General features: G+C 70.4%; 22 protein-coding genes. 13 read left to right on the top strand and 9 right to left on the bottom strand.

Annotation, left to right across the window (positions count from 1 at the left end):
* Positions 1-5: 5 nt before the first annotated feature.
* Genes pgsA through KCI33_RS11705 form a run of 3 tightly spaced genes read left to right on the top strand, consistent with a single transcriptional unit; the run spans position 6 to position 1,302 of the window.
* Positions 6-611: a CDP-diacylglycerol--glycerol-3-phosphate 3-phosphatidyltransferase gene (pgsA, locus tag KCI33_RS11715; protein ID WP_212524977.1), complete on the top strand. Its 606-nt coding sequence runs from the start codon at positions 6-8 to the stop codon at positions 609-611.
* Positions 608-856 carry a molybdopterin converting factor subunit 1 gene (moaD, locus tag KCI33_RS11710; protein WP_212524976.1) on the top strand — a complete coding sequence of 83 codons (249 nt, stop codon included), beginning with the start codon at positions 608-610 and terminating at the stop codon, positions 854-856. Before pgsA ends, moaD begins: the two co-directional genes overlap by 4 nt.
* 2 nt (positions 857-858) lie before the next feature.
* A complete protein-coding gene (locus KCI33_RS11705; protein WP_212524975.1) occupies positions 859-1,302 on the top strand; it encodes a molybdenum cofactor biosynthesis protein MoaE in 444 nt (147 codons plus the stop codon).
* A gap of 61 nt (positions 1,303-1,363) precedes the next feature.
* On the opposite strand, the gene KCI33_RS11700 is transcribed toward KCI33_RS11705, so the two are convergent.
* The 3 genes from KCI33_RS11700 to ubiA all read right to left on the bottom strand — a co-directional run bounded on the left by KCI33_RS11700 (position 1,364) and on the right by ubiA (position 4,798).
* Positions 1,364-1,687: a hypothetical protein gene (locus KCI33_RS11700; RefSeq protein WP_212524974.1), complete on the bottom strand. Its 324-nt coding sequence runs from the start codon at positions 1,685-1,687 to the stop codon at positions 1,364-1,366.
* Positions 1,674-3,767, bottom strand: a complete 2,094-nt coding sequence (locus KCI33_RS11695; protein ID WP_212524973.1) for an OmpA family protein — start codon at positions 3,765-3,767, stop codon at positions 1,674-1,676. Before KCI33_RS11695 ends, KCI33_RS11700 begins: the two co-directional genes overlap by 14 nt.
* Before the next feature lie 65 nt (positions 3,768-3,832).
* The gene (ubiA, locus tag KCI33_RS11690) at positions 3,833-4,798 is read right to left on the bottom strand and encodes a 4-hydroxybenzoate octaprenyltransferase (protein ID WP_249139034.1); all 966 of its coding nucleotides are present in this window, start codon (positions 4,796-4,798) and stop codon (positions 3,833-3,835) included.
* 12 nt (positions 4,799-4,810) lie between these two features.
* On the opposite strand from ubiA, the gene KCI33_RS11685 reads away from it, so the two are divergent.
* From KCI33_RS11685 to KCI33_RS11675, 3 genes are all read left to right on the top strand, one after another.
* Positions 4,811-5,545 (top strand): 16S rRNA (uracil(1498)-N(3))-methyltransferase, encoded by a 735-nt coding sequence (locus tag KCI33_RS11685; protein WP_212524971.1) that lies wholly within the window; start codon positions 4,811-4,813, stop codon positions 5,543-5,545.
* Entirely contained in the window at positions 5,542-6,060 is a 519-nt protein-coding gene (locus tag KCI33_RS11680) for a hypothetical protein (RefSeq protein WP_212524970.1), read from the top strand. The genes KCI33_RS11685 and KCI33_RS11680 overlap by 4 nt, the downstream gene beginning before the upstream one ends.
* A gap of 63 nt (positions 6,061-6,123) precedes the next feature.
* Positions 6,124-7,494, top strand: a complete 1,371-nt coding sequence (locus tag KCI33_RS11675) for a glutamate--cysteine ligase (RefSeq protein ID WP_212524969.1) — start codon at positions 6,124-6,126, stop codon at positions 7,492-7,494.
* A 27-nt stretch (positions 7,495-7,521) separates the two neighbouring features.
* Here KCI33_RS11675 and plsY read toward each other — a convergent pair whose 3' ends face one another.
* The 4 genes from plsY to KCI33_RS11655 are packed head-to-tail and all read right to left on the bottom strand — an operon-like array spanning position 7,522 to position 10,735.
* On the bottom strand, positions 7,522-8,130 hold the full coding sequence (plsY, locus tag KCI33_RS11670; RefSeq protein WP_212524968.1) for a glycerol-3-phosphate 1-O-acyltransferase PlsY: 609 nt from the start codon (positions 8,128-8,130) through the stop codon (positions 7,522-7,524).
* Positions 8,123-9,397, bottom strand: coding sequence for a dihydroorotase (gene pyrC, locus KCI33_RS11665; protein ID WP_212524967.1), 1,275 nt, complete (start codon positions 9,395-9,397; stop codon positions 8,123-8,125). Before pyrC ends, plsY begins: the two co-directional genes overlap by 8 nt.
* Entirely contained in the window at positions 9,394-9,789 is a 396-nt protein-coding gene (locus KCI33_RS11660) for a hypothetical protein (RefSeq protein ID WP_212524966.1), read from the bottom strand. Before KCI33_RS11660 ends, pyrC begins: the two co-directional genes overlap by 4 nt.
* Positions 9,782-10,735: an aspartate carbamoyltransferase catalytic subunit gene (locus KCI33_RS11655; RefSeq protein ID WP_212524965.1), complete on the bottom strand. Its 954-nt coding sequence runs from the start codon at positions 10,733-10,735 to the stop codon at positions 9,782-9,784. Before KCI33_RS11655 ends, KCI33_RS11660 begins: the two co-directional genes overlap by 8 nt.
* A gap of 105 nt (positions 10,736-10,840) precedes the next feature.
* Here KCI33_RS11655 and KCI33_RS11650 point away from each other — a divergent pair, with 105 nt between their 5' ends.
* The 6 genes from KCI33_RS11650 (at position 10,841) to KCI33_RS11625 (ending at position 18,381) form a co-directional block, all read left to right on the top strand.
* Entirely contained in the window at positions 10,841-11,647 is an 807-nt protein-coding gene (locus KCI33_RS11650) for a uracil-DNA glycosylase (protein WP_212524964.1), read from the top strand.
* Entirely contained in the window at positions 11,644-12,243 is a 600-nt protein-coding gene (locus tag KCI33_RS11645; RefSeq protein ID WP_212524963.1) for a metallophosphoesterase family protein, read from the top strand. The genes KCI33_RS11650 and KCI33_RS11645 overlap by 4 nt, the downstream gene beginning before the upstream one ends.
* Complete coding sequence (locus KCI33_RS11640) at positions 12,240-12,866, top strand: LysE family translocator (protein WP_212524962.1); 627 nt, start codon at positions 12,240-12,242, stop codon at positions 12,864-12,866. The genes KCI33_RS11645 and KCI33_RS11640 overlap by 4 nt, the downstream gene beginning before the upstream one ends.
* Positions 12,866-13,408: a molybdenum cofactor biosynthesis protein B gene (moaB, locus tag KCI33_RS11635; RefSeq protein ID WP_212524961.1), complete on the top strand. Its 543-nt coding sequence runs from the start codon at positions 12,866-12,868 to the stop codon at positions 13,406-13,408. The genes KCI33_RS11640 and moaB overlap by 1 nt, the downstream gene beginning before the upstream one ends.
* Before the next feature lie 101 nt (positions 13,409-13,509).
* Positions 13,510-14,970: an HlyD family efflux transporter periplasmic adaptor subunit gene (locus tag KCI33_RS11630; RefSeq protein ID WP_212524960.1), complete on the top strand. Its 1,461-nt coding sequence runs from the start codon at positions 13,510-13,512 to the stop codon at positions 14,968-14,970.
* 3 nt (positions 14,971-14,973) lie between these two features.
* Positions 14,974-18,381, top strand: a complete 3,408-nt coding sequence (locus KCI33_RS11625; RefSeq protein WP_212524959.1) for an efflux RND transporter permease subunit — start codon at positions 14,974-14,976, stop codon at positions 18,379-18,381.
* Here the strand turns inward: KCI33_RS11625 and KCI33_RS11620 are convergent.
* Entirely contained in the window at positions 18,378-19,190 is an 813-nt protein-coding gene (locus tag KCI33_RS11620; protein WP_212524958.1) for a protein-disulfide reductase DsbD domain-containing protein, read from the bottom strand. The two genes, KCI33_RS11625 and KCI33_RS11620, sit on opposite strands and share 4 nt — an antisense overlap.
* A gap of 134 nt (positions 19,191-19,324) precedes the next feature.
* On the opposite strand from KCI33_RS11620, the gene KCI33_RS11615 reads away from it, so the two are divergent.
* Positions 19,325-19,879, top strand: coding sequence for a YqgE/AlgH family protein (locus KCI33_RS11615; protein ID WP_212524995.1), 555 nt, complete (start codon positions 19,325-19,327; stop codon positions 19,877-19,879).
* Here the strand turns inward: KCI33_RS11615 and KCI33_RS11610 are convergent.
* The gene (locus KCI33_RS11610; protein WP_212524957.1) at positions 19,876-20,829 is read right to left on the bottom strand and encodes an L-threonylcarbamoyladenylate synthase; all 954 of its coding nucleotides are present in this window, start codon (positions 20,827-20,829) and stop codon (positions 19,876-19,878) included. The two genes, KCI33_RS11615 and KCI33_RS11610, sit on opposite strands and share 4 nt — an antisense overlap.
* Positions 20,830-20,894: the final 65 nt, after the last annotated feature.

The following is a 20,894-nucleotide window of genomic DNA, read 5'->3' as shown; positions in this document are numbered from 1 at the left end:
TCGCCATGACCTGGACAGTTCCGAATATCCTGACCGTGATCCGCCTGCTGGCCGCGCCCGCCGTGGCGCTGGTGTTCCTGGCGCTGCCCCGACCCTCGGCCGACTGGCTGGCGCTGGTGCTGTTCGTTGGGGCCTCGGTCACCGACTGGGTCGACGGCTACCTGGCGCGCAAGTGGAACCAGATGAGCCTGTTCGGCGCGATGCTCGACCCGATCGCGGACAAGGCGATGGTGGTCATCGCGCTGTTCGTGATCAGCAACCTCTTCGGGATGACCCCCTGGGTGCTGATCCCGGCGACCGCAATCCTGTTTCGCGAGGTTTTCGTCTCCGGCCTGCGCGAGTTCCTGGGCGACACGGCGGGGCTTCTGAAGGTCACGAAGCTGGCCAAGTGGAAGACCACCGTGCAGATGCTGGCGCTTGCCGTGCTCTTCGCCCATGGGCTGTTCGCGCAGCATGCCGGGGCGGCGGCGGACTGGAAAACCGGCGCGGCGGGGATTAGTTTCTATGGCGGGCTGGGCCTGCTGTGGCTGGCGGCCGCGCTGACCCTGATCACCGGCTGGGACTATTTCTCAAAGGCGCTTCCCTATCTGCGCGACGAGGCGGACACATGATCGACGTTCTATATTTTGCCTGGGTGCGAGAGCGCATCGGCCTGCCCAAGGAGCAGGTGGAAACCAGCGCCGCAACCGTGGCCGATCTGATCGAGGAGCTGAAGGCGCGCGAGGAGCGCTATGCCGCGGCTTTCGCCGATCTCTCGGCGCTGCGGGTGGCGCTGGACCAGGACCTGGCCGAGTTCGACGCGCCGCTCGCCGGCGTGCGCGAGGTGGCCTTCTTCCCGCCGATGACGGGGGGCTGAGCATGGCCGTGCGCGTGCAGCAGGAGCCCTTCGCGCTGGGCGCCGAGGTCGAGGCCTTCGCCGCCGGGCGCCAGGATGCTGGCGCGGTGGTCACCTTCACCGGGATCGTGCGCGATCTCGTCTCCGGCGATCTGAGCCGGATGGTGATCGAGCATTACCCGGGCATGACCGAAGCCGCGCTGGACAAGATCGAGGCGCAGGCGCGCGCGCGCTGGGACCTGAAGGACTGCCTGATCATCCACCGCTACGGCGAGATGGCCGCGGGGGACATGATCATGATGGTCGCGACCGCCTCGCCGCACCGGGCCGACGCCTTCGATGCGGCCGAGTTCCTGATGGATTACCTGAAATCCCGCGCCCCCTTCTGGAAGAAGGAAATCACCGCGCAGGGCGAGACCTGGGTCGAGAGCAAGGCGCAGGACGAGGACGCGCTGGCGCGCTGGTGAGACCGGCGCGCGCGGCGGACGGGATCGCATCTTTGGCCGAAATCCGGCGTCCGCGATTCGCCTACAGGTTCTTGCGCTCGATATAGGCGCGCAGTTCCTCCGCTTCCTGACGCGCCTCGCGCAGCCCGTCCATCGCGGCCTTCAGCTCTGCCTCGGTCTGGGTCACGCGGTTGGTCAGCTCCGCCTCGCGGTGCTGCATGTAGTCGATCGCCTGTTCGCGGGCCTCTTCGGCCTCGTGCAGGGACTGCGCCATCTGGTCCAGCTCGCCCATTTCCGACTGGGTCACGCGGGCGACGCGGTGGATCAGCCATGAGGCGAACCAGCCCAGCATGAAGGCCACGAACAGCACGATGGCCGTGACGATAATGAATTCAGTTCTGTTCATCGGCGGTCCCTGCCTCGGATTGGCTGTCGGTTTCGGTGGCGATCGGGGGGGCGGCCGCGGCATCGGGCGCGGGTTCTTCGGTCTCGGCGGCCGCATCGGTCGTCCCGGATGCCGGCGTTTCGGCCTCTTCGGCGGGCGCGCCGTCGGCCGGCGTCCCGGCGGTGTCGTCCTGCGCCGCAGCGGCGCCGTCGCTCGGCGCCTCCCCGGGGGCGTCTTCGGCCGCGGTCCCGGCCTCTTGCGCTGCTTCCGCCGCGGCGGCCTCGGGCAGCAGCAGGCGGAACTCGATCCGGCGGTTGGCCTCGCGCCCCTCTTCGGTGCCGTTATCGGCGATCGGCTGGCTTTCGCCATAGCCCCGCGCGGTCAGGTTGCTGGTCAGGATGCGCCGCGCCAGAAGGGCCGAAAGCACGCCCTCGGCGCGGCTTTGGCTGAGCTGGAGGTTCATCTCTTCGCGGCCCTGGGAATCGGTGTGCCCGCCGATCTCCATCTGGGCGTCGGGACATTCGCGCAGCACCTCGGCGATGCGGTCCACGACCTTCAGCGACTCGCCCTCGACGGTGACCGAGCCGGGCGCGAAGGTGATCTTCTGCTCTTCGAGGATGGCGTTGACGCGGGCCACGCAGTCCTCGGGCGCGGGCTGCGTGTTTTCCGGCTCCGGAGGGGCGACATAGGCCACCTCGATCTTGAAGTTCTGCGCCTCGCCCAGCTTGTCGGCGAACAGGCGCGCGATGCGGGCATTGGCCTCTTCGTCGCTGGTGGTGCCGCGCAGCTCGACGAACCCGGGCTGCATGACGACCGAGCCGTTTTCCAGGTCGGAGAGCGCCTCGAGGCTGGTCAGCACCCGCAGCGGCCAGCCCTCGGGCAGGCCGGGATCAAGGCGCATCGCGGCATAGACATTCTCGAGCCCGAAGCGTGAGCGCGCGTAGCTTTCGGTGGCCGCGCGCACCAGCTCGTCGGGGACGCGGCCGCGCAGTTGCACCAGCCCCTCGGGGCTGAGGGTGGCGACGAATTCGGGCGGGCCGTCGCCTTCGCCGCTGCCGTCGATCTTGACCGGCTGGGGCTTGACCGCATGCAGCGAGAAGACCTCGGGCAGGGCGGTCTCGGTCTCGCCCACCACGCGATCGAAGAGCGCCTGATCGGTGCTGTCCAGCGCCACCAGCGCCACGTCGGCATCCGAGAAGGTCAGGGTGCCGCCGCCCAGCGCCGCCAGCCCCTCGATCCCGGCCTCGACCGCGCGGGCCCAGTTCGGCGAGGGCACGCCGAGCCCGATGGTGCAGTCGGCCTTGCCGGTCAGCCCGGCGTTGCGCGCGGCGGCGAGGATGCGGTCGCGCGCGGCTTCGGTATCGGCGGAGCAGGCGTCGAAGCGCGCGCCGCTCTCGTCGATGATGAAGCGCAGGGTGAAGGGGGCGATCACCGGCCGCGGGGCCGAGATGTCGAGAACCAGCGTCAGACCCTCGGGCGCGGCGGCGCGCAGTTCGGTTTCCAGCCGGCGCTTTTCCTTGCCGCTGTCGGCGATGGCGATGGCGCGCAGCTCGTCCGCCGCGATCGAGATCTTCGAGCGCGGCAGCTTGCCCAGCGCCTCCAGCCCGAAGCGAACCGCCGCCTCCCAGCCCTCGGGGGCGTCGAATCTGGCGGTGTCCAGCAGATCGGTCACCGGCGCCCCGCGCACCGCATCGCGCACATCCTTCAGCAGCCGGCCGCGATCGGTCGCCGCCGGGATCAGCCCGACCAGCGACACGCCACTGTCGTTGCGCAGCAACTCCATCGAGAAGCGCGGCGCGTTGATCGGCTGCGAGGGCGTCACCTCCATCGCGTCGATGACGCGTTCTGCATCGACGATGGAGCCGGTGATCGACAGCGCGCGAAAGCGGGTGGCCTCGCTGGGCGCAGTGCCGGAGAGCTGCACCAGCAGCCCGTCGGGCGCGACCTCGGCCCAGTCCAGCCCCTCGACGGCGAGAGCGTGGCGGATTTCGGTGGCGGCGCGTTCCTCGATCCGGGTCACGGCGAAGACGGCGCTGAAAACGCACAACAGCCCCGCGACGAGGACCGCCGCGAGTGCGATCAGGTTGGCAGACAGGCGCATGGGGGCGTGAGTTCTCCGGTTGACATGCCGTGGCGATTTTTAGAACCGCCGCGCGGGATTGGCAATCAGAGCAGGATCACGACGGCGAGAACCAGCGCAGGGATCAGCCCGGCATCGCGGTTGGCGCGGAACAGCATCAGGCAGTTGCTGCCGTCGTAGATCCGCAGCCGGGACAGCTGCCAGGACATGTGCCAGCCGAAGGCCCAGGCCGCGGCGATGCCGAGGAACAGCTTGACCACGCCGTCCTGCGACAGGAGCCCCATGACGATGGCCGCGGTCATCAGCACGACGCTGGTCATCATGAAGATGCGCAGCCAGGTCTTGGTGTCGTCGCCGAACAGCCGCGCGGTGGATTTCACGCCGATCAGCGCGTCATCCTCCTTGTCCTGGTGGGCGTAGATCGTGTCGTAGAAGATCGTCCAGGCGATGCCGGCGAGGTAGAGGAGAACTGCCGGCAGGCCGAGGCTGCCGGTATGCGCCGTCCAGGCCAGCAGCGCCCCCCAGTTGAAGGCGAGCCCGAGGAAGACCTGCGGCCACCAGGTAAAGCGCTTGGCGAAGGGATAGATCGCCACCAGCGCGAGGCTGGCCACCCCCAGCCCGATCGCGGCCCAGTTGAAGGTCAGCAGGATCAGGAAGGCCACGCCGGCCTGGATCGCCATCCAGGCGCTGGCCTGTTCCACCGTGACCTGTCCCGAGGGGATCGGGCGCGAGCGGGTGCGCGCCACCTGCGCGTCGATCTTGCGGTCGGTGATGTCGTTCCAGGTGCAGCCCGCCCCGCGCATCAGCCAGGCGCCGAGGCCGCAGCCGAGGATGATCCAGAGGTCGAACCAGCGCCAGCCCGTCGAGGCCGCGGCCAGCAGCACGCCCCACCAGCAGGGCAGCAGCAACAGCCATGTGCCGACGGGGCGGTCGGCGCGGCTGAGGCGCAGGTAGGGGCGCGTCCAGGCGGGGGCGTAGCTGTCGACCCAGTTGCCGCGCACGGCGTCGGAAACCTGGCCCTCGGGCTCTGGCGTTCGGGTGGTGTCGGACATATGGTCGCCCCCATGAATGAGAAAACATCGGCGAAAGTCAGGCTCTATGTAGAGCACCCGCTTGGGGCGGGGCAATCGGTTCCTCTGAGCCGGGACCAGGCGCATTACCTGTTCGGGGTCATGCGGCTGGGCGTGGGCGATGCCGTCCTGGTCTTCGACGGGGCGCATGGAGAGTGGCTGGCCGAGGTCGCGGAGGCGGGCAAGCGCGGCGGGGTTCTGGCCTGCCGCGAGCAAACCCGGCCGCAGCAGAGCCCGCCCGACCTGTGGCTGCTGTTCGCCCCCATCAAGAAGGCGCGCACCGATTTCATCGTGGAAAAGGCCGCCGAGATGGGCGCCGCCCGGATCTGTCCGGTGCAGACCGATTTCACCAATGCCGAGCGCATCCGCCGCGACCGGCTCCAGGCCCACGCGGTGGAGGCGGCCGAGCAATGCGGCGGCACCTATGTGCCGGAGGTGGCGGAGCTCGCGCGCCTCGACCGCGTTCTGGCCGACTGGCCCGCGGACCGGCAGTTGATGTTCTGCGATGAGGCGCTGGTGGGCGCGCGCGCCGCGCTTGCGGGCGCGCAGCGCGGCAAATGGGCGATCCTGATCGGCCCCGAGGGCGGCTTTTCGCAGGCGGAGCGCACGCGGCTGCGCGGGTTTCCCTTCGCCCATGCGGTCAGCCTCGGCCCGCGCATTCTGCGCGCCGACACGGCCGCCGTGGCGGCGCTGACGCTGTGGCAATCGACGCTCGGGGACTGGGGGTGAGCCTGATCCGGCCGGAGCTGCGCCGGGCCTTCTGGCGCTGGCGCGAGGTCCTGATCGGGCTGGGCGTGGCGCTGGCGGGGCTGTGGCTGTTCACCCGCGGCGGACTGTTCTTTCAGGGCATCGGGCTGATCGTGGGGGCCGCGGGCGCGGGGCTGGCGCTGGTGGCGTTGCGCCGGGTGCGGTTCCGCCGCCCGGCCTCGGCGCCCGGCTATGTCGAGGTGATGGAGGGGCAGATCTCCTATCTCGCGCCCGAGACCGGCGGCTTCGCCGCGCTCAGCGAACTGACCGAGGTGCGCCTGATCGACACGGCGCAGGGGCGCGCGTGGCGGCTGGCGCAGGCCGGGGCGCCGGCGCTGGCGATCCCGGTCGACGCGGCGCGGGCCGAGCTGCTCTTCGACGTTTTCGCGGCCCTGCCGGGGGCCGAGCCCGCACGCATCCTCGCCGCCCTCGACGCGCCGGTGCCGCCCGGCGGGATCACGGTGTGGCGCCGCGCCAACCGCATGGCCTTGACTTGACTGGCGTCAGGACGCAGGTCTTGGCCTGACCAAATCGCGAACACAAGATCGGAGCCTTCCTTCATGTCCATCCCTCAGTCCGGCGGCGGCCCGATCGAACACCATTCGCAGCTGGCCGAATACCTGGCCGATGGCTGCAAGCCGAAATCCGACTGGCGCATCGGCACCGAGCACGAGAAATTCGGCTACTGCAAGGACACGCTGCGCCCGATCCCCTATGCCGGCGAACGATCGGTGCTGGCGGTTCTGGAGGGGTTGCGCGACCGCTACGGCTGGTCGCCGATCCACGAGGGCGAATACCTGATCGGGCTGGAGAAGGACGGCGCCAATGTCAGCCTCGAGCCGGGCGGCCAGCTGGAGCTTTCGGGCGCGCCGCTGGAGACCATCCACCAGACCTGCGACGAGGTGAACGAGCACCTGCGCGAGGTGCGCAGCGTCGCCGACGAGATCGGCGTGGGCTTCATCGGGCTGGGCGCGGCGCCGATCTGGCGGCATGAGGACATGCCGCAGATGCCCAAGGGCCGCTACAAGCTGATGACCGATTACATGGATCGCGTCGGCACCATGGGCAAGACGATGATGTACCGCACCTGCACGGTGCAGGTGAACCTCGACTTCGCCTCCGAGGCCGACATGGTGCAGAAGCTGCGCGTGGCGCTGGCGTTGCAGCCGGTGGCGACCGCGCTGTTCGCCAACTCGCCCTTCTTCGAGGGCAAGGTGAACGGGCACAAGAGCTGGCGCTCGCGGGTGTGGCGCGACCTCGATCCGGCGCGGACCGGGATGCTGCCCTTCGTCTTCGACGAGGGCTTCGGCTTCGAGGCATGGGTGGAATACGCGCTCGATGTGCCGATGTATTTCGTCTACCGCGACGGCAAATACATCAACGCGCTGGGCCAGTCCTTCCGCGATTTCCTGCAAGGAAAGCTGCCGGCGCTGCCGGGCGAGACGCCGACGCTGTCCGACTGGGCCGATCACCTGACGACGATCTTCCCCGAGGCGCGGATCAAGAAATTCATCGAGATGCGCGGCGCCGATGGCGGTCCGTGGCGGCGGCTCTGCGCGCTGCCCGCGTTCTGGGTGGGGCTGACCTACGACCAGGGCGCGCTGGACGCGGCCTGGGATCTGGTGAAGGGCTGGGACGCCGAGACCCGCGAGGCCTGGCGCGTCGGCGCCTCCGAGCGCGGGCTGCAGGCCGAGGTCGGCGGCCGCAGCATGCAGGATCTCGCGCGCGAGGTGCTGGACATCGCGCGGTCGGGGCTAAAGGCGCGCGCCCGCCCGGGGCTGGGCGGCATGGTCGCCGACGAGCGCCACTTCCTGCACGCGCTGGAGGACAGCGTGGAAACCGGCAAGGTCCCCGCCGACGAGCTGCTGGAGCATTACAACGGCGACTGGGGCGGCGACCTGTCCCGGATCTACGGTGCGTTCAGCTACTGAGGCAGCAGGCCCGCGCCGCGCGCGGGTCTATTTCTTCTGGCCGATCTTCGGCTCGGTGCCCGCCCGCAGCCGTTTCAGGTTCTGCCAGTGGCGGGCGTAGATCAGCAGCGTCAGCACCGCGCCGAGCGCCAGCATCTCGCCACTGTGAAACACCGCCATCCACAGCGGCGCCAGCGCTGCGGCGACCAGCGCCGAGAGCGAGGAATAGCGCGTGAACAGCGCCACCGCCAGCCAGACGCCGCAGGCCGCCAGCCCCACCGGCCAGGCCAGCGCCAGCAGCGTGCCGAGGAAGGTGGCCACGCCCTTGCCGCCACGGAACCCCAGGTAGACCGGGAAGAGATGGCCGAGAAAGGCCGCGAGGCCCGCGATCTGCGCTGCATCCTCGCCGGCCGCGGCGCGGGCGATCAGAACGGCGAAGCCGCCCTTGCCCGCGTCCAGCACCAGCGTCAGCAGCGCCGCCAGCTTGTTGCCGGTGCGCAGCACGTTGGTGGCCCCGATATTGCCCGAGCCGATCTTGCGCAGATCGCCCAGCCCGAAGACCCGCGCCATGACCATGCCGAAGGGCACCGCCCCCAGCAGGTAGCCGAGGATCGCGGTGAGGGCCAGCAGCAGCGGCGGGGTGACGATCTCAGGCATGGGCGAAGACCTCCTGCCCGGCGACATAGGTGCGCAGCACCCGGCCCTGCAACCGCGCCTCGTCAAAGGGCGTGTTCTTGGATTTCGAGCGCAGCTTGGTCCGGTCCAGCACGAAGGGCGTGTCGGGGTCGAACAGCACCAGATCGGCCGGCGCGCCCGTGGCCAGCCGACCCGTGGCCAGCCCCAGCCGCCGCGACGGGTTCAGCGACAGCGCGCGGAACAGCGTCGGCAGGTCCAGCGCGCCCGCGTGGTACAGGCGCATGGCCGCGGGAAGCAGGGTCTCCAGCCCCACCGCGCCGGCGGCGGCCTCCTCGAAGGGCAGGCGTTTCGATTCCTCGTCCTGCGGGTCGTGCATCGAGCAGATGACGTCGATCAGCCCCTCGGCCACCGCCTGCACCAGCGCCAGCCGGTCGTCCTCGGACCTGAGCGGCGGGGTCAGCTTGAAGAAGGTGCGGTAATCGCCCACGTCGAGCTCGTTCAGCGTCAGGTGGTGGATCGAGATGCCGGCGGTCACGTCCAGCCCGTTGGCCTTGGCGCGTTCCAGCGCGGGCAGGGCGCGGGCGGTGGTGATCTGGTCGGCGTGATATTTCACGCCGGTCATCTCCACCAGCGCGAGATCACGGTCGAGCGCCATGCGCTCGGCCATGGCCGAGACCGCGGGCAGGCCCTTGAGCGAGGCGAACTTGCCGGAGGTCGCCGCGGCGCCCTTCGACAGGCCCGGCTCCTGCGGGTGGCCGATGACCAGCGCGCCGAGGGACCGGGCATAGGTCATGGCGCGGCTCAGCACCTTGGTGTTCTCCACCACCCGCGCGCAGTCGGTGAAGGCCACGGCGCCGGCGTCCATCAGGAAGCCCAACTCGACCATCTCGGCGCCCTCGCGGCCCTTGGTCAGCGCGGCCATGGGTTTGATGCGGACGGGGGCGGCCTCGCGCGCGCGGCGGGTGACGAATTCCAGCGTCTCGGGGGTGTCGATGGCGGGCGCGGTGTCGGGCCGGGTGACCAGGGTGGTCACGCCGCCCGCCGCCGCGGCCAGACCCGCGGATTTGAAGGATTCCTTGTGCCGCTCGCCCGGCTCGCAGACCTTGACGCCGATATCGACGATGCCGGGGGCCAGGCATTTGCCGCCGCAGTCGATCACATGGTCGGCCGCGGGCGGTGTGTCCGCGCCGGTGGCGGCGATGGTCTCGCCCTCGATCAGCAGCCAGCCGAGGCTGTCGGTTCCGGCCTCGGGGTCGATCAGGCGGGCGTTGGTCAGAATCGTTTTCATGCGGCTCTCCGGCTGAGGGCGGCCTCGATCGCGGCCTTGGCGGCGGCGGGTTCGGACTGGAACTTGATCAGGTGCTTGTGGCCGTCATGGGTGATGACCTGCGCGGCGCTGCCGATGATGCGGACCCTGGCGATGTCGGCAAGCGGTATGCGCCGCCCCTCGGGGCCTTCGAGACCTGTCGCGGTCAGGGTCCAGACATGGCCCATCTCCTCCGACATCAGGTAGGCGCCGCGCACGCCGATGCCGAGGGCCGCCGCCACGATGCCGACCCAGCCATGCGGATTGCCCATGGCATAGAGCACGCCCGTGGCCACGATGCCGCCCACCACCGCCAGCAGGACATGCGCGCGGATATAGGTGGCGCGGTCGGCGGTGAAGCGGCGCTCAGACATAGACGCCCTCGTCCTTGGCCGCCCGCAGGTTGCGCGCCAGGAGGTCCATCGCCGCCATGCGCACCGCGACCCCCATCTCCACCTGCTCCTGGATGACCGAGCGGTTGATGTCGTCGGCGATCTCGCCGTCGATCTCCACCCCTCGGTTCATCGGGCCGGGATGCATCACGATGGCGTCGGGCTTGGCATAGCTCAGCTTTTCGGCGTCCAGCCCGTAGCGGTGGTAATATTCGCGCTCCGAAGGGATGAAGCCGCCGTCCATCCGCTCCTTCTGGAGGCGCAGCATCATCACCACGTCCACGTCCCTGAGCCCCTCTTTCATGTCGTCATAGACTTCGACCCCGAACTCGCCGATGCCCGCGGGCATCAGGGTCGGCGGGCCGACGAGGCGCACGCGGTTCTCCATCTTGCCCAGGAGCAGGATGTTCGAGCGCGCCACGCGGCTGTGCGCGATGTCGCCGCAGATGGCGATGTTGAGACGGTGCAGCCGTCCCTTGGTCCGGCGGATGGTCAGCGCATCGAGCAGCGCCTGGGTGGGGTGCTCATGCCGGCCGTCGCCCGCGTTCAGCACCGCGCAGTTGACCTTCTGCGCCAGCAGGTCCACCGCGCCCGAATGCGGGTGGCGCACCACCAGCAGGTCGGGATGCATGGCGTTCAGCGTCAGCGCCGTGTCGATCAGCGTCTCGCCCTTTTTGATGGAACTGGCCTGCATCGCCATGTTCATCACGTCGGCGCCCAGCCGCTTGCCCGCCAGCTCGAAGCTGGCCTGGGTGCGGGTGGAGGCCTCGAAGAACATGTTGATCTGGGTGAGGCCGGCCAGCGCGTCGGAATGCTTCACGGCGCGGCGGTTGAGGTCGACATACTGGTCGGCCAGATCCAGCAATGTGCGGATTTCCTCGGGGTGGAGATGTTCGATCCCTAGCAGGTGTCGCGCGCGGAATGTCATGGGGGCCTCCATCCGGGTTGTGTCGCTTATAGAAAGCGCGGGCGCGGGCGGCAAGCGACGGGATGAGCCATTTACCTTCGCCCCGCGCGCGCCTAGCTTTGGCGCATGGAGATGGCCCTGGATTTTCACACCGCGAAGGCGCTGCTGGAATGGCAGATCGAACTGGGCGCGGACGAGGCGATCGGCGAGGCGCCGGTCGACCGCTACGCCGCGCCCAAGGTCGAGCCCGCTGTGGCCGCCGCGGCCGCCGCCCCGGCGCCGCAGCAGGCGGCGGCCGCGCCGGTCATGGCGGCCCCGCAGGGTCCCGACCCGGTGGCGCAGGCCCGGGCGCTGGCGCAGGCCGCGCGCACGCTGGACGAGCTGCGCGAGGCTCTGGCGGGGTTCGACCATTGCGATCTGAAGAAGGGCGCGCGCAACCTGGTCTTCGCCGATGGCAATCCGCGCGCCCGCGTCATGGTGATTGGCGAGGCGCCGGGCCGCGACGAGGACATGCAGGGCAAGCCCTTCGTCGGGAGGGCGGGGCAGCTTCTCGACCGGATGTTCGCCGCGATCGGGCTGGACCGCGCCTCGCCCGATACCGAGAGCGCGCTCTACATCACCAATGTCCTGCCCTGGCGCCCGCCGCAGAACCGCGACCCCAAGCCCGAGGAGGTGGCGATGATGCTGCCTTTCCTCGAACGCCATGTGGAACTCGCGGACCCGGATGTGCTGGTGCTGATGGGCAACCATTCCTGCCAGGCGTTGCTGGGGCGCAAGGGAATCACCCGGCTGCGCGGCCACTGGGCCGAGGCGCTGGGCAAGCCCGCGCTGCCGATGTTTCACCCGGCCTATCTGCTGCGCAACCCGCATGCCAAGCGCGAGGCCTGGCATGACCTGCTGATGCTGCAGGCCAGGCTGAGGGGCGCGGCATGAGGGTTCTCGCGTTTTCCGACCTGCACCATTCCTCCGGCCGGGCCGCGGCGCTGGTCGAGGCGGCGCGCGAGGCCGATCTGGTGATCGGCGCGGGGGATTTCTGCAACATGAGGCGCGACCTGCGGGCGGCGCTGGATCTGCTGTCCGGTATCGCCGCGCCGCTGGTGCTGGTGCCGGGCAACGCCGAATCCGGCGACGAACTGCGCGCGGCCGCTCCCGAGGGGGCGCATGTCTTGCACGGGCAGGGGTGTGAAATCGGCGGCTTGCGGATTTTCGGGCTGGGCTACGCGGTGCCAGTGACGCCCTTCGGCAGCTGGTCCTGCGACCTGTCGGAGCAGGGGGCGGGTGCGATGCTGGCGGCCTGCGAGGGCGCGGACATCCTGGTGACCCATTCGCCGCCCAAGGGCGTGGCGGACGTGACCTCGGGCGGGCTGTCGGTGGGATCGACCGCCATCCGCGCAGCGATCGAGCGGCTGCAGCCGGCGCTCGCCCTCTGCGGCCATGTCCATGACAGCTGGGGGCAGGAGGGGACGATCGGCGCGACCCGCGTCGTCAATCTCGGCCCCAGGCCCAACTGGTTCGAGGTTTCCGCATGAGCCTTGCCGTCGATCCGGTCACCCTGCTGGCCTTCGTTCCGGCCGCGCTGGCGCTGAACCTGACGCCGGGGGCCGACATGATGTTCTGTGTGGGCCAGGGACTGAAGAGCGGCCCGCGCGCGGCGCTGGCCGCCGATCTGGGCATCGCCCTTGGCGGGATGGTGCATGTGGCGCTGGCCGGGCTGGGGTTGGGGGCGCTGGTGGCCGCCAATCCGGGCCTCTTCGACCTGATCCGCTGGATCGGCGTGGCCTATCTGCTGTGGCTGGCGGTGCAGGCGCTGCGCGCCGGGGCGCGGCCCGCCTCCGCTCCGGTGGGCGGCTCGGCCCGTGCCTTCCGCGCCGCGCTGGTCGTGAATCTGACCAATCCCAAGGTCATCCTCTTCGTGCTGGCCTTCGTCCCCCAGTTCGTCGATCCCGCCCGGCCCGTCCTGCCGCAGTTCCTGATCTTCGGGCTGGTGCTGTCGCTGGGCGGGTTGCTGGTGAACGGGCTGGCGGGCGTGTTCGCTGGCAGAGTGGGTCGGCGGCTGCTTGGCTCGCCCCAGCTTGCGCGGGGGCTGGGATATGCCTCGGCCGGAATTTTCACCACGCTGGCCCTGCGGCTGGCCCTGATGGAGCGTTCGTGATGTCGCGTATAGACGAGAGCAAGGAATTCATCCCGGTGCGGATCGCCGTGTTGACGGTTTCGGACACCCGCGGGCTGGACGAGGACCGCTCGGGCCAGACCCTGGTCGAGCGGATCGAGGGCGCGGGCCACATCCTGGCCGACCGCAAGATCCTGCGCGACGAGCGCGCCGAGATCGCCGATCAGCTGCGCGCGTGGTGCGCCGCCCCCGAGGTCGATGTCATCATCTCGACCGGCGGCACCGGGCTGACCGGGCGCGATGTGACGGTCGAGGCGCATCGCGATGTCTACGAGAAGGAGATCGACGCCTTCGGCACCGTCTTCACCATGGTCTCTTTCCAGAAGATCGGCACCTCGGCGGTGCAGTCGCGCGCCACGGGGGGCGTGGCCAACGGCACCTACCTGTTCGCGCTGCCGGGCAGCACGGGCGCCTGCAAGGACGCCTGGGACGAGATCCTGCGCTGGCAGCTCGACTATCGCCATCGGCCGTGCAATTTCGTGGAAATCTTCCCCCGGCTGGACGAGCACAAGCGACGGAAATGATCCGCGCCCGCCGGTGATGCAAAAGCTTGGAGCGGCGCCGGCGCGGCGCTATCTGTTGTGGGTCTGATCGTTCGCATCCCCCGCCGGGAAGGATAACGCATATGCGATTCTTGCGCCGCAGCCTGATGGGGCTGTTCCTGCTCGCCGCGACCCTTGGCCTGCTCAGCTATGCCGGCCAGTCTGTCTATTCCGCGCTGCAGGTGCGCTGGGCGAAGGAAACCACCCCCCGCCCCGCGCGCGAGCGGGTCTTTGCCGTCAATGTCGTGCAGGTGCAGCCGCAGAGCGTGATCCCGGTGCTGACCGCCTTCGGCGAGCTGCGCAGCCGGCGCACGCTGGACCTGCGCGCCCGCGCGTCCGGCCCGGTGGTGGCGCTGCACCCGGATTTCGAGGAGGGCGGGCGCGTGCAGGCGGGCGAGTTGCTGTTCCGCGTCGATCCGCACGCGGCGCAATCGTCGCTGGATGTCGTGCGCACCGATCTGGCCGAGGCCGAGGCCGAGCTGCGCGATGCCAGCACCGCGCTGGGGCTGGGAGGCGACGAGCTGGCGGTCTCGCAGGACCAGGCGGCGCTGCGCGCGCAGGCGCTGGAGCGGCAGAAGAACCTGCTGGAGCGCGGCTTCGGCAGCGACGCGGCGGTGGAGACGGCGGCGCTGGCCGCGGCCGCAGCGCAGCAGGCGGTGGTGGCGCGCCGCCAGGCGCTGGCCGCAGCGCAGAGCCGCGTCGATCAGGCGCGGACCCGGCTGGAGCGGCAGAAGATCGCGCTGGCCGAGGCGGAACGCGACCTCGCCGACACCTCCGTCTACGCCGCCTTTTCCGGCACGCTCAGCGAGGTCGGCCTCGTCGAGGGTGGGCTGGTGACCAACAACGAACAGGTGGCGCAGCTGGTCGATCCCGACGATCTGGAGGTCTCCTTCCGCGTCTCGACAACGCAATATGCCCGGCTGCTGGACGATGCCGGCGCGCTGAGCGCGGCGCCGCTGACGGTCACGCTGGATGTGTTCGGCGCGGCGCTGACGGCGAAGGGCCGGCTGACGCGGGAAAGCGCCGCTGTGGGCGAGGGGCAGACCGGGCGGCTGCTGTTCGCGCGGCTGGAGGGCGCCAAGGGATTCCGCCCCGGCGATTTCGTGACCGTGGCCATCGACGAGCTGGAACTGCATGACGTCGCGGTTCTGCCGGCGGCGGCGGTGGATGCGGCGGGCACGGTTCTGGTGGTGGGCGCCGACGATCGGCTGGAGGTCGAGAAGGTCGAGCTGCTGCGCCGGCAGGGCGACAACGTGATCCTGCGCGCCCCGGCGATTTTCGGCCGGCTGGTGGTGGCCGAACGCTCGCCGGTGCTGGGCGCGGGCATCAAGGTCCGCCCGGTTCGCCCGCAGGCCGCGGCCGAGGAGCCGGAAGAGCCGGAAATGGTGGAGCTCTCCCCCGAGCGCCGCGCCGCGATGATCGCCTTCATCGAAGGCAACCAGTTCATGCCCGAAGAGGCCAAGAAGCGCGTGCTGGGCCAGCTGACGCAGGACAAGGTGCCCGCCCGGATCGTCGAGCGCATCGAAAGCCGGATGGGGGGCTGAGCGATGGGTCCGCGTATCCCCGGCGCGGCCGGCGGGCTGCTGTCCTATTTCACCCGGCACGGCACCGCGGCGAACCTGCTGCTGGTGGTGCTGATCGCGCTGGGCCTGGCCGCGATGCCGCGGATGCGGGCGCAGTTCTTTCCCGATGTGGTGGTCGAGAACGTCTCCGTCCTGGTGCGCTGGGCCGGCGCCGGGGCCGAGGACGTGGACGCCGGCATCGTGCAGGTGCTTGAGCCCGCGCTGCTGGCCGTCGAAGGGGTCGAGGAAACCTCGTCGCGCTCCACCGAGGGGCGGGCGAACATCACGCTGGATTTCGAGCCGGGCTGGGACATGGCGCGCGCCACCGACGACGTGCAGGCAGCGGTCGATGCCGTCACCACCCTGCCCGAGGAAGCCGATGAGCCGGAGGTGCGCCGCGGCGTCTGGCGCGACCGGGTGACCGACGTGGTGATCACCGGGCCGGTGGGCATCGACCAGCTGGGCCGCTTCGCCGACGAGTTCGTCACGCGCCTGTTCGCCGCCGGGGTGACCCGGACGACGATCCGCGGCCTCGCCGCGCCGCAGACCGTGGTCGAGGTGCCGGTCGCCGCCCTGATCCGCCACGACGTCAGCATGGCCCAGATCGCGGCCGCCATCGCCGCCGAGGCCGAGACTGCGCCGGCCGGCGACGTGGGCGGCTCCGGCGCCCGGGTTCGCACCGGTGTCGCCAAGCGCAGCGCCGACGAGATCGCGGGGATCGTGCTGCGCTCGGACCCCGACGGCGCGACCCTGACCATCGGCGATGTGGCGCAGGTGCGGGTGGAGGGCGCCGACCGCAAGCGCGCCTATTTCGTGGGGGCGCACCCGGCGATCTCGATCCGGGTCGATCGCTCGGACCAGGGCGATGCCATCGCCATCCAGGCCAAGGTGCAGGCGGTGGCCGACGAGCTGGCCCGGACCCTGCCGGCGGAGGTGGAGATCGACCTGATCCGCACCCGCGCCGAGGCGATCACGGGGCGGCTGAACATCCTTCTCGACAACGGCGCGATGGGGCTGGTGCTGGTGGTGGGGCTGCTGTTCCTCTTCCTCAACGCGCGCACCGCCTTCTGGGTGGCGGCGGGCATCCCGGTGGCGATGCTCAGCGCGATCGCCATGATGTATGTGGCGGGGCTGACGCTGAACATGATGTCGCTCTTCGCGTTGATCATCACGCTGGGCGTGGTGGTGGACGACGCGATCGTGGTCGGCGAGCACGCGGATTTCCGCGCCCGCAGGCTGGGCGAGGGGCCGGTGGAGGCCGCCGAGAACGCCGCCCGCCGCATGGCTGCGCCGGTGTTTTCGGCCACCATCACCACGGTCATCGCCTTTTTCGGACTGACCGCCATCGAGGGCCGGTTCGGCGACCTGATCGCGGACATCCCCTTCACGGTGATCGTGGTGCTGCTGGCCTCGCTGCTGGAATGTTTCCTGATCCTGCCCAATCACATGAGCCACGCGCTGGCCCATTCGCGGAAGGAGCATTGGTATGACCTGCCGTCGCGGCTGGTCAACCGCGGCTTCGGCTGGGTGCGCCGGGTGATCTTCCGCCGGCTGATGGCGGGGGTGATCTGGGCGCGCTATCCGGTGCTGGCGCTGGCCTGCGTGGTGCTGGCAAGCCAGGTGGTGCTGCTGGTGCGCGGCGACGTGCAGTGGCGCTTCTTCAACGCGCCGGAGCAGGCCTCGGTGTCGGGGAATTTCGCCATGGCACCGGGGGCCACGCGCGCCGACACCATAGCCATGATGCGCGAGATGCAGCGTGCGGCGGATGCCGTCGCGGCGCGCTATGAGGCGGAATACGGCACCAACCCGCTGGATTACGTTCTGGCCGAGGTCGGCGGCAATACTGGCCGCGGCCTGGCGGGGGTGGAGACCAAGGACACCGGCCTGCTGGGTTCGATCGCGATCGAGCTGATCGACGCCGACCTGCGGCCCTATTCCTCGTTCCAGTTCGTGGGGGAACTGCAGGACGAGGTGCGCCAGCACCCGCTGGCCGAGGTGGTCAGCTTCCGCGGCTGGCGCTCGGGCCCCGGGGGCGACGCGCTGGACGTGCAGTTCTACGGCGCCACCGCCGAGACGCTGAAGGCGGCGGCCGAGGCGCTGAAATCCACCTTGCTGCAATTCCCCGAGGTTTCGGCCGTGGAGGACAGCCTGGCCTATGACAAGGAAGAGCTGATCCTGGAGCTGACCCCGCAGGGCGCGGCGCTGGGCTTCACCATCGACGGGCTGGGCCGGGTGCTGCGCCACCGGCTGAACGGGATCGAGGCGGCGACCTACCCGGAGGGCCCGCGCTCGGCCACGATCCGGGTGGAGCTGCCCGGGGGCGAGCTGACCGCCGATTTCCTCGACCGCACGCTGCTGCGCTCGCCCTCGGGGCAATACCTGCCGCTGGCCGATATCGTGACCGTCGCGCGGCGCGCGGGCTTTTCCACCGTGCAGCGCGAGAACGGCCTGCGCGTGGTCTCGGTCACCGGCGACATTTCCGAGGACGACCCGGCACGGGCCGAGGAGATCATGCAGCGCCTGCAGGACGAGATCCTGCCGAAAATCGAAAGCGAGCAGGGAGTCGCCTGGCGCCTGTCGGGCCTGGCCGAGCAGGAGAACGAATTCCTGGGCGACGCGGCGCTGGGCTTCGCCCTGTGCCTGCTGGGCATCTACCTGACGCTGGCGTGGATCTTCTCCAGCTGGACGCGGCCGCTGGTGGTGATGGCGATCATCCCCTTCGGCCTTGTCGGCACGATCTACGGCCACGCGCTGTGGGAGGTGCCGCTGTCGATGTTCACGGTGGTCGGGCTGATCGGGATGACCGGGATCATCATCAACGATTCGATCGTTCTGGTCAGCACGGTGGACGAATACGCCGAGACCCGCGGGCTGGTGCCCGCGATTATCGACGCCGCCTCGGATCGGCTGCGCCCGGTGCTGCTGACCACGCTGACCACGGTGCTGGGCCTGTCGCCGCTGCTTTACGAAAGCTCGCAGCAGGCGCAGTTCCTGAAGCCCACGGTGATCACGCTGGTCTACGGGCTGGGCTTCGGGCTGGTGCTGGTGCTGCTGGTGGTGCCGGCGCTGCTGGGCATGCAGCAGGATATCCAGCGCCAGATGCAGTCGGCACGCCGCGCGCTGCGGGCCACGGGCCGGGCGCGCGGGCTGGCGGCGGCGACGGTGCTGGCGGGGCTGGGTGTTCTGGCGGTCTTTGCCGCCACGCTGGGCCACGCGATTTATGCGGGCGCCCTGCCGGCGATGCTGCTGGAGGCGCTGCCGGCGCTGGCCCGGCTGCCGGTAATGGCGGCGGCGCTGGCGCTGTTCCTGGCGGGCGCGGCCGCGGTGCTGCTGGCGGTCTATGCGCTGGCCGCGCTGGGCCTCGCGCTGGGGCGGCGGCGGCGGGCGGCCTAACGGCCCTCGCAGCCGCGGATGTCCACCGCCCTGGGGCCTGCCAGCAGCGTGATCCGCACCGACGAGCGGTCCAGCGCGAAGGGCGCGGCGGCCTCGGGAACCAGCTCGGCCACCGCGATCAGGCGGTTTCCCTGCCGGGTCAGCTGCGGCTCGGAGACCCAGATCGCTGGATCGCGCAGTTCGACCACCGCCACCTCCTCGCCGCCCATCGGGGCCACAGGGATCTCGGCGGTCAGCCGTAACCCGTCGGCGATGGGTTCGACCGTGCAGGTGACGCGGCCGACGCCGGCCTCGGTCGCGCTTTGCGGGCGGGCGGCCAGCGCGGCGCGGATCGGCGCGGGATTCGCCGTGGCGGGCAGGTCGGCGCGCAGCTCCAGCACCATGGGCATGCAGACGTCGTGGCAGACGCCCAGCTCCATTACCCCGCGCAGCAAGATCGGCGCTCCGGCGCGCTCCGGCGTCAGCTCCAGCGGCAGCACGACCTCCCGCACGTAACCGATCGCGCGCATGCCGTTGCGCTCGAACACTTCGGGCCGCGGCCAGTAGGTCGCCACCGCCTGCATGTTGGACGAGCCCGACCAGTCGAAGCGCGGCGGGATTCCGGCATCGCCCGGCGCGCGCCAATAGGTCTTCCACCCCGGGGCGAGGATCAGGCGCAGCCCGGCCATATGGGTGCCGCGCTCGGTCTCCCAGCCAGGCAGGATCTCAGCCTGGACGATGGATTCGGCGGGGGGCTGGGCCGCGGCCGGGCCAGTGCCCGAAAACAGCACGCCGGCCGCGATGAGGGAAAGGAGAACCTGTCTGATCATGCGGCGAACATAAGCATCGCCCGGGCGGTGAGAAATCACTTTTGGGAGATGCCCGCGCGAGCGTGGCGTTTCCGCCTCTTGCCGCGCCCGCCCGCCGGGCCCATTTTGAGGGTATGGAACCTGCAAGCGCCCCGATGGATCTCAGCGGCAAGCTGCTGATCGCGATGCCCGGAATGGGCGATCCCCGCTTCGAGAAAAGCGTGGTCTTCATGTGCGCCCATTCGCCCGAGGGCGCGATGGGGCTGATCGTCAACAAGCCCACCGCCGACCTGAGCTTCGACGAACTGCTCCAGCAGCTCGGCATTGAGCGCGCGCCCGGCGCGCGAGACATCCGCGTGCATTTCGGCGGGCCGGTCGAGCATGGGCGCGGCTTCGTGCTGCATTCGTCGGATTACATGTCCGCCGATACCACGGTGCGCGTCGACGACCGGATCGGGCTGACCGCGACGGTGGATATCCTCGAAAGCATCGCCAATGGCAGCGGCCCGCGCGATTCGCTGCTGGCGCTGGGCTATGCCGGCTGGGGGCCGGGGCAGCTGGAAGGCGAGATCGTGCAGAACGGCTGGCTGACCAGCGACGCCGACCCGGAGATCGTGTTCGCCGCCGATGACGGCGGGAAATGGGCGCGCGCGCTGAAGGCGCTGGGGGTCGATCCGCTGACGCTGTCCTCGGCCGCGGGGCGCGCCTAGGGGCGCGGCGCGGCGGCGCGGCGCAGCCGGTCGTTGATCGCCCGGCCCAGCCCGTGATCGGGCACCGGCGCCACCGCGATGGTCTGGCCCTCGACCGCCATCGCGTCCAGCGCGCGCAGGTGGTGGAACAGGTTCGCCGCCGCCTCGACCAGATCGCCGTTTTCCGACAGGTTCAGCGCCGCGCCGGCGCAGCCGGGGCCGAAGCCCAGCCATAGCTCGTCCGCCTCCGGCGCCGTCACCTCCAGCCGCACCCCCGCGCCGGGCGCGTAGTGGGAGCTGAGCTGTCCGGGCGCGTTCAGCGTCATGCCCTGATGCGCGGCGAGCGGCGCGCCGAGGCAGGCCTCGATCGCCTCCGCCGGCAGGCCGCCGGGACGCAGCAGGGTGGGCGCGCCGTCGAAGCCGACGATGGTCGACTCCACCCCCACCGGGCAGCGCCCGCCGTCGAGAACCGCCGCGATCCTGCCGCCCAATCCCTCCAGCACATGGCCCGCCTCGGTCGGGCTCACCTTGCCCGAGGGGTTGGCCGAGGGGCCGACGACTGGCCCGCCGAAGGCGCGCAGCAGGTCGCGCGCCAGGGGGTTTTCGGGCACGCGGATGGCCACGGTATCCAGCCCCGCCGTCGCCAGCGGCGAGATCCCGGCCCCGGCGCGCAGCGGCAGCACGAGCGTCAGCGGGCCAGGCCAGAAGGCATCGGCCAGACGCTCGGCCTCGGGCGGGAAATCGGCGATGGCGCGGGCGGCGTCGAGATCAGGCAGATGCACGATCAGCGGGTTGAAGCGCGGCCGCCCCTTGGCCTCGAAGATCCGGGCCACCGCGGCGTCGTTGCGCGCATCCGCCCCCAGACCGTAGACCGTCTCGGTCGGGAAGGCGACCAGCCCGCCCTGGGCCAGCAGTTCGGCGGCGCGGGCGACCCCCCGGGCATCGGGGGTGAGGGTTTCGGTGTGGCTCATCTCGTGACGCGGCGTTTCGGTTGATGGGACGGGGGGCTCGTTTACCCTTGACCCGAAGATTGACG

Origin of the sequence: Actibacterium sp. MT2.3-13A (assembly GCF_018139985.1) — a bacterium.
Classification (GTDB): domain Bacteria; phylum Pseudomonadota; class Alphaproteobacteria; order Rhodobacterales; family Rhodobacteraceae; genus JAGSOU01.
This window is presented reverse-complemented; position numbering and strand designations above follow the sequence as displayed.

What these genes read in the sequence shown, in the direction of transcription:
- KCI33_RS11615 (WP_212524995.1), top strand. Translation starts at nt 19,325, where the DNA reads ATGGATCTCAGCGGCAAGCTGCTGATCGCGATGCCCGGAATGGGCGAT.
- KCI33_RS11705 (WP_212524975.1), top strand. Translation starts at nt 859, where the DNA reads ATGGCCGTGCGCGTGCAGCAGGAGCCCTTCGCGCTGGGCGCCGAGGTC.
- KCI33_RS11640 (WP_212524962.1), top strand. Translation starts at nt 12,240, where the DNA reads ATGAGCCTTGCCGTCGATCCGGTCACCCTGCTGGCCTTCGTTCCGGCC.
- KCI33_RS11645 (WP_212524963.1), top strand. Translation starts at nt 11,644, where the DNA reads ATGAGGGTTCTCGCGTTTTCCGACCTGCACCATTCCTCCGGCCGGGCC.
- pgsA (WP_212524977.1), top strand. Translation starts at nt 6, where the DNA reads ATGACCTGGACAGTTCCGAATATCCTGACCGTGATCCGCCTGCTGGCC.
- KCI33_RS11695 (WP_212524973.1), bottom strand. Translation starts at nt 3,767, where the DNA reads ATGCGCCTGTCTGCCAACCTGATCGCACTCGCGGCGGTCCTCGTCGCG.
- KCI33_RS11650 (WP_212524964.1), top strand. Translation starts at nt 10,841, where the DNA reads ATGGAGATGGCCCTGGATTTTCACACCGCGAAGGCGCTGCTGGAATGG.
- ubiA (WP_249139034.1), bottom strand. Translation starts at nt 4,798, where the DNA reads ATGTCCGACACCACCCGAACGCCAGAGCCCGAGGGCCAGGTTTCCGAC.
- moaB (WP_212524961.1), top strand. Translation starts at nt 12,866, where the DNA reads ATGTCGCGTATAGACGAGAGCAAGGAATTCATCCCGGTGCGGATCGCC.
- KCI33_RS11685 (WP_212524971.1), top strand. Translation starts at nt 4,811, where the DNA reads ATGAATGAGAAAACATCGGCGAAAGTCAGGCTCTATGTAGAGCACCCG.
- pyrC (WP_212524967.1), bottom strand. Translation starts at nt 9,397, where the DNA reads ATGAAAACGATTCTGACCAACGCCCGCCTGATCGACCCCGAGGCCGGA.
- KCI33_RS11625 (WP_212524959.1), top strand. Translation starts at nt 14,974, where the DNA reads ATGGGTCCGCGTATCCCCGGCGCGGCCGGCGGGCTGCTGTCCTATTTC.
- plsY (WP_212524968.1), bottom strand. Translation starts at nt 8,130, where the DNA reads ATGCCTGAGATCGTCACCCCGCCGCTGCTGCTGGCCCTCACCGCGATC.
- KCI33_RS11655 (WP_212524965.1), bottom strand. Translation starts at nt 10,735, where the DNA reads ATGACATTCCGCGCGCGACACCTGCTAGGGATCGAACATCTCCACCCC.
- KCI33_RS11675 (WP_212524969.1), top strand. Translation starts at nt 6,124, where the DNA reads ATGTCCATCCCTCAGTCCGGCGGCGGCCCGATCGAACACCATTCGCAG.
- KCI33_RS11660 (WP_212524966.1), bottom strand. Translation starts at nt 9,789, where the DNA reads ATGTCTGAGCGCCGCTTCACCGCCGACCGCGCCACCTATATCCGCGCG.
- moaD (WP_212524976.1), top strand. Translation starts at nt 608, where the DNA reads ATGATCGACGTTCTATATTTTGCCTGGGTGCGAGAGCGCATCGGCCTG.
- KCI33_RS11610 (WP_212524957.1), bottom strand. Translation starts at nt 20,829, where the DNA reads ATGAGCCACACCGAAACCCTCACCCCCGATGCCCGGGGGGTCGCCCGC.
- KCI33_RS11630 (WP_212524960.1), top strand. Translation starts at nt 13,510, where the DNA reads ATGCGATTCTTGCGCCGCAGCCTGATGGGGCTGTTCCTGCTCGCCGCG.
- KCI33_RS11620 (WP_212524958.1), bottom strand. Translation starts at nt 19,190, where the DNA reads ATGATCAGACAGGTTCTCCTTTCCCTCATCGCGGCCGGCGTGCTGTTT.
- KCI33_RS11700 (WP_212524974.1), bottom strand. Translation starts at nt 1,687, where the DNA reads ATGAACAGAACTGAATTCATTATCGTCACGGCCATCGTGCTGTTCGTG.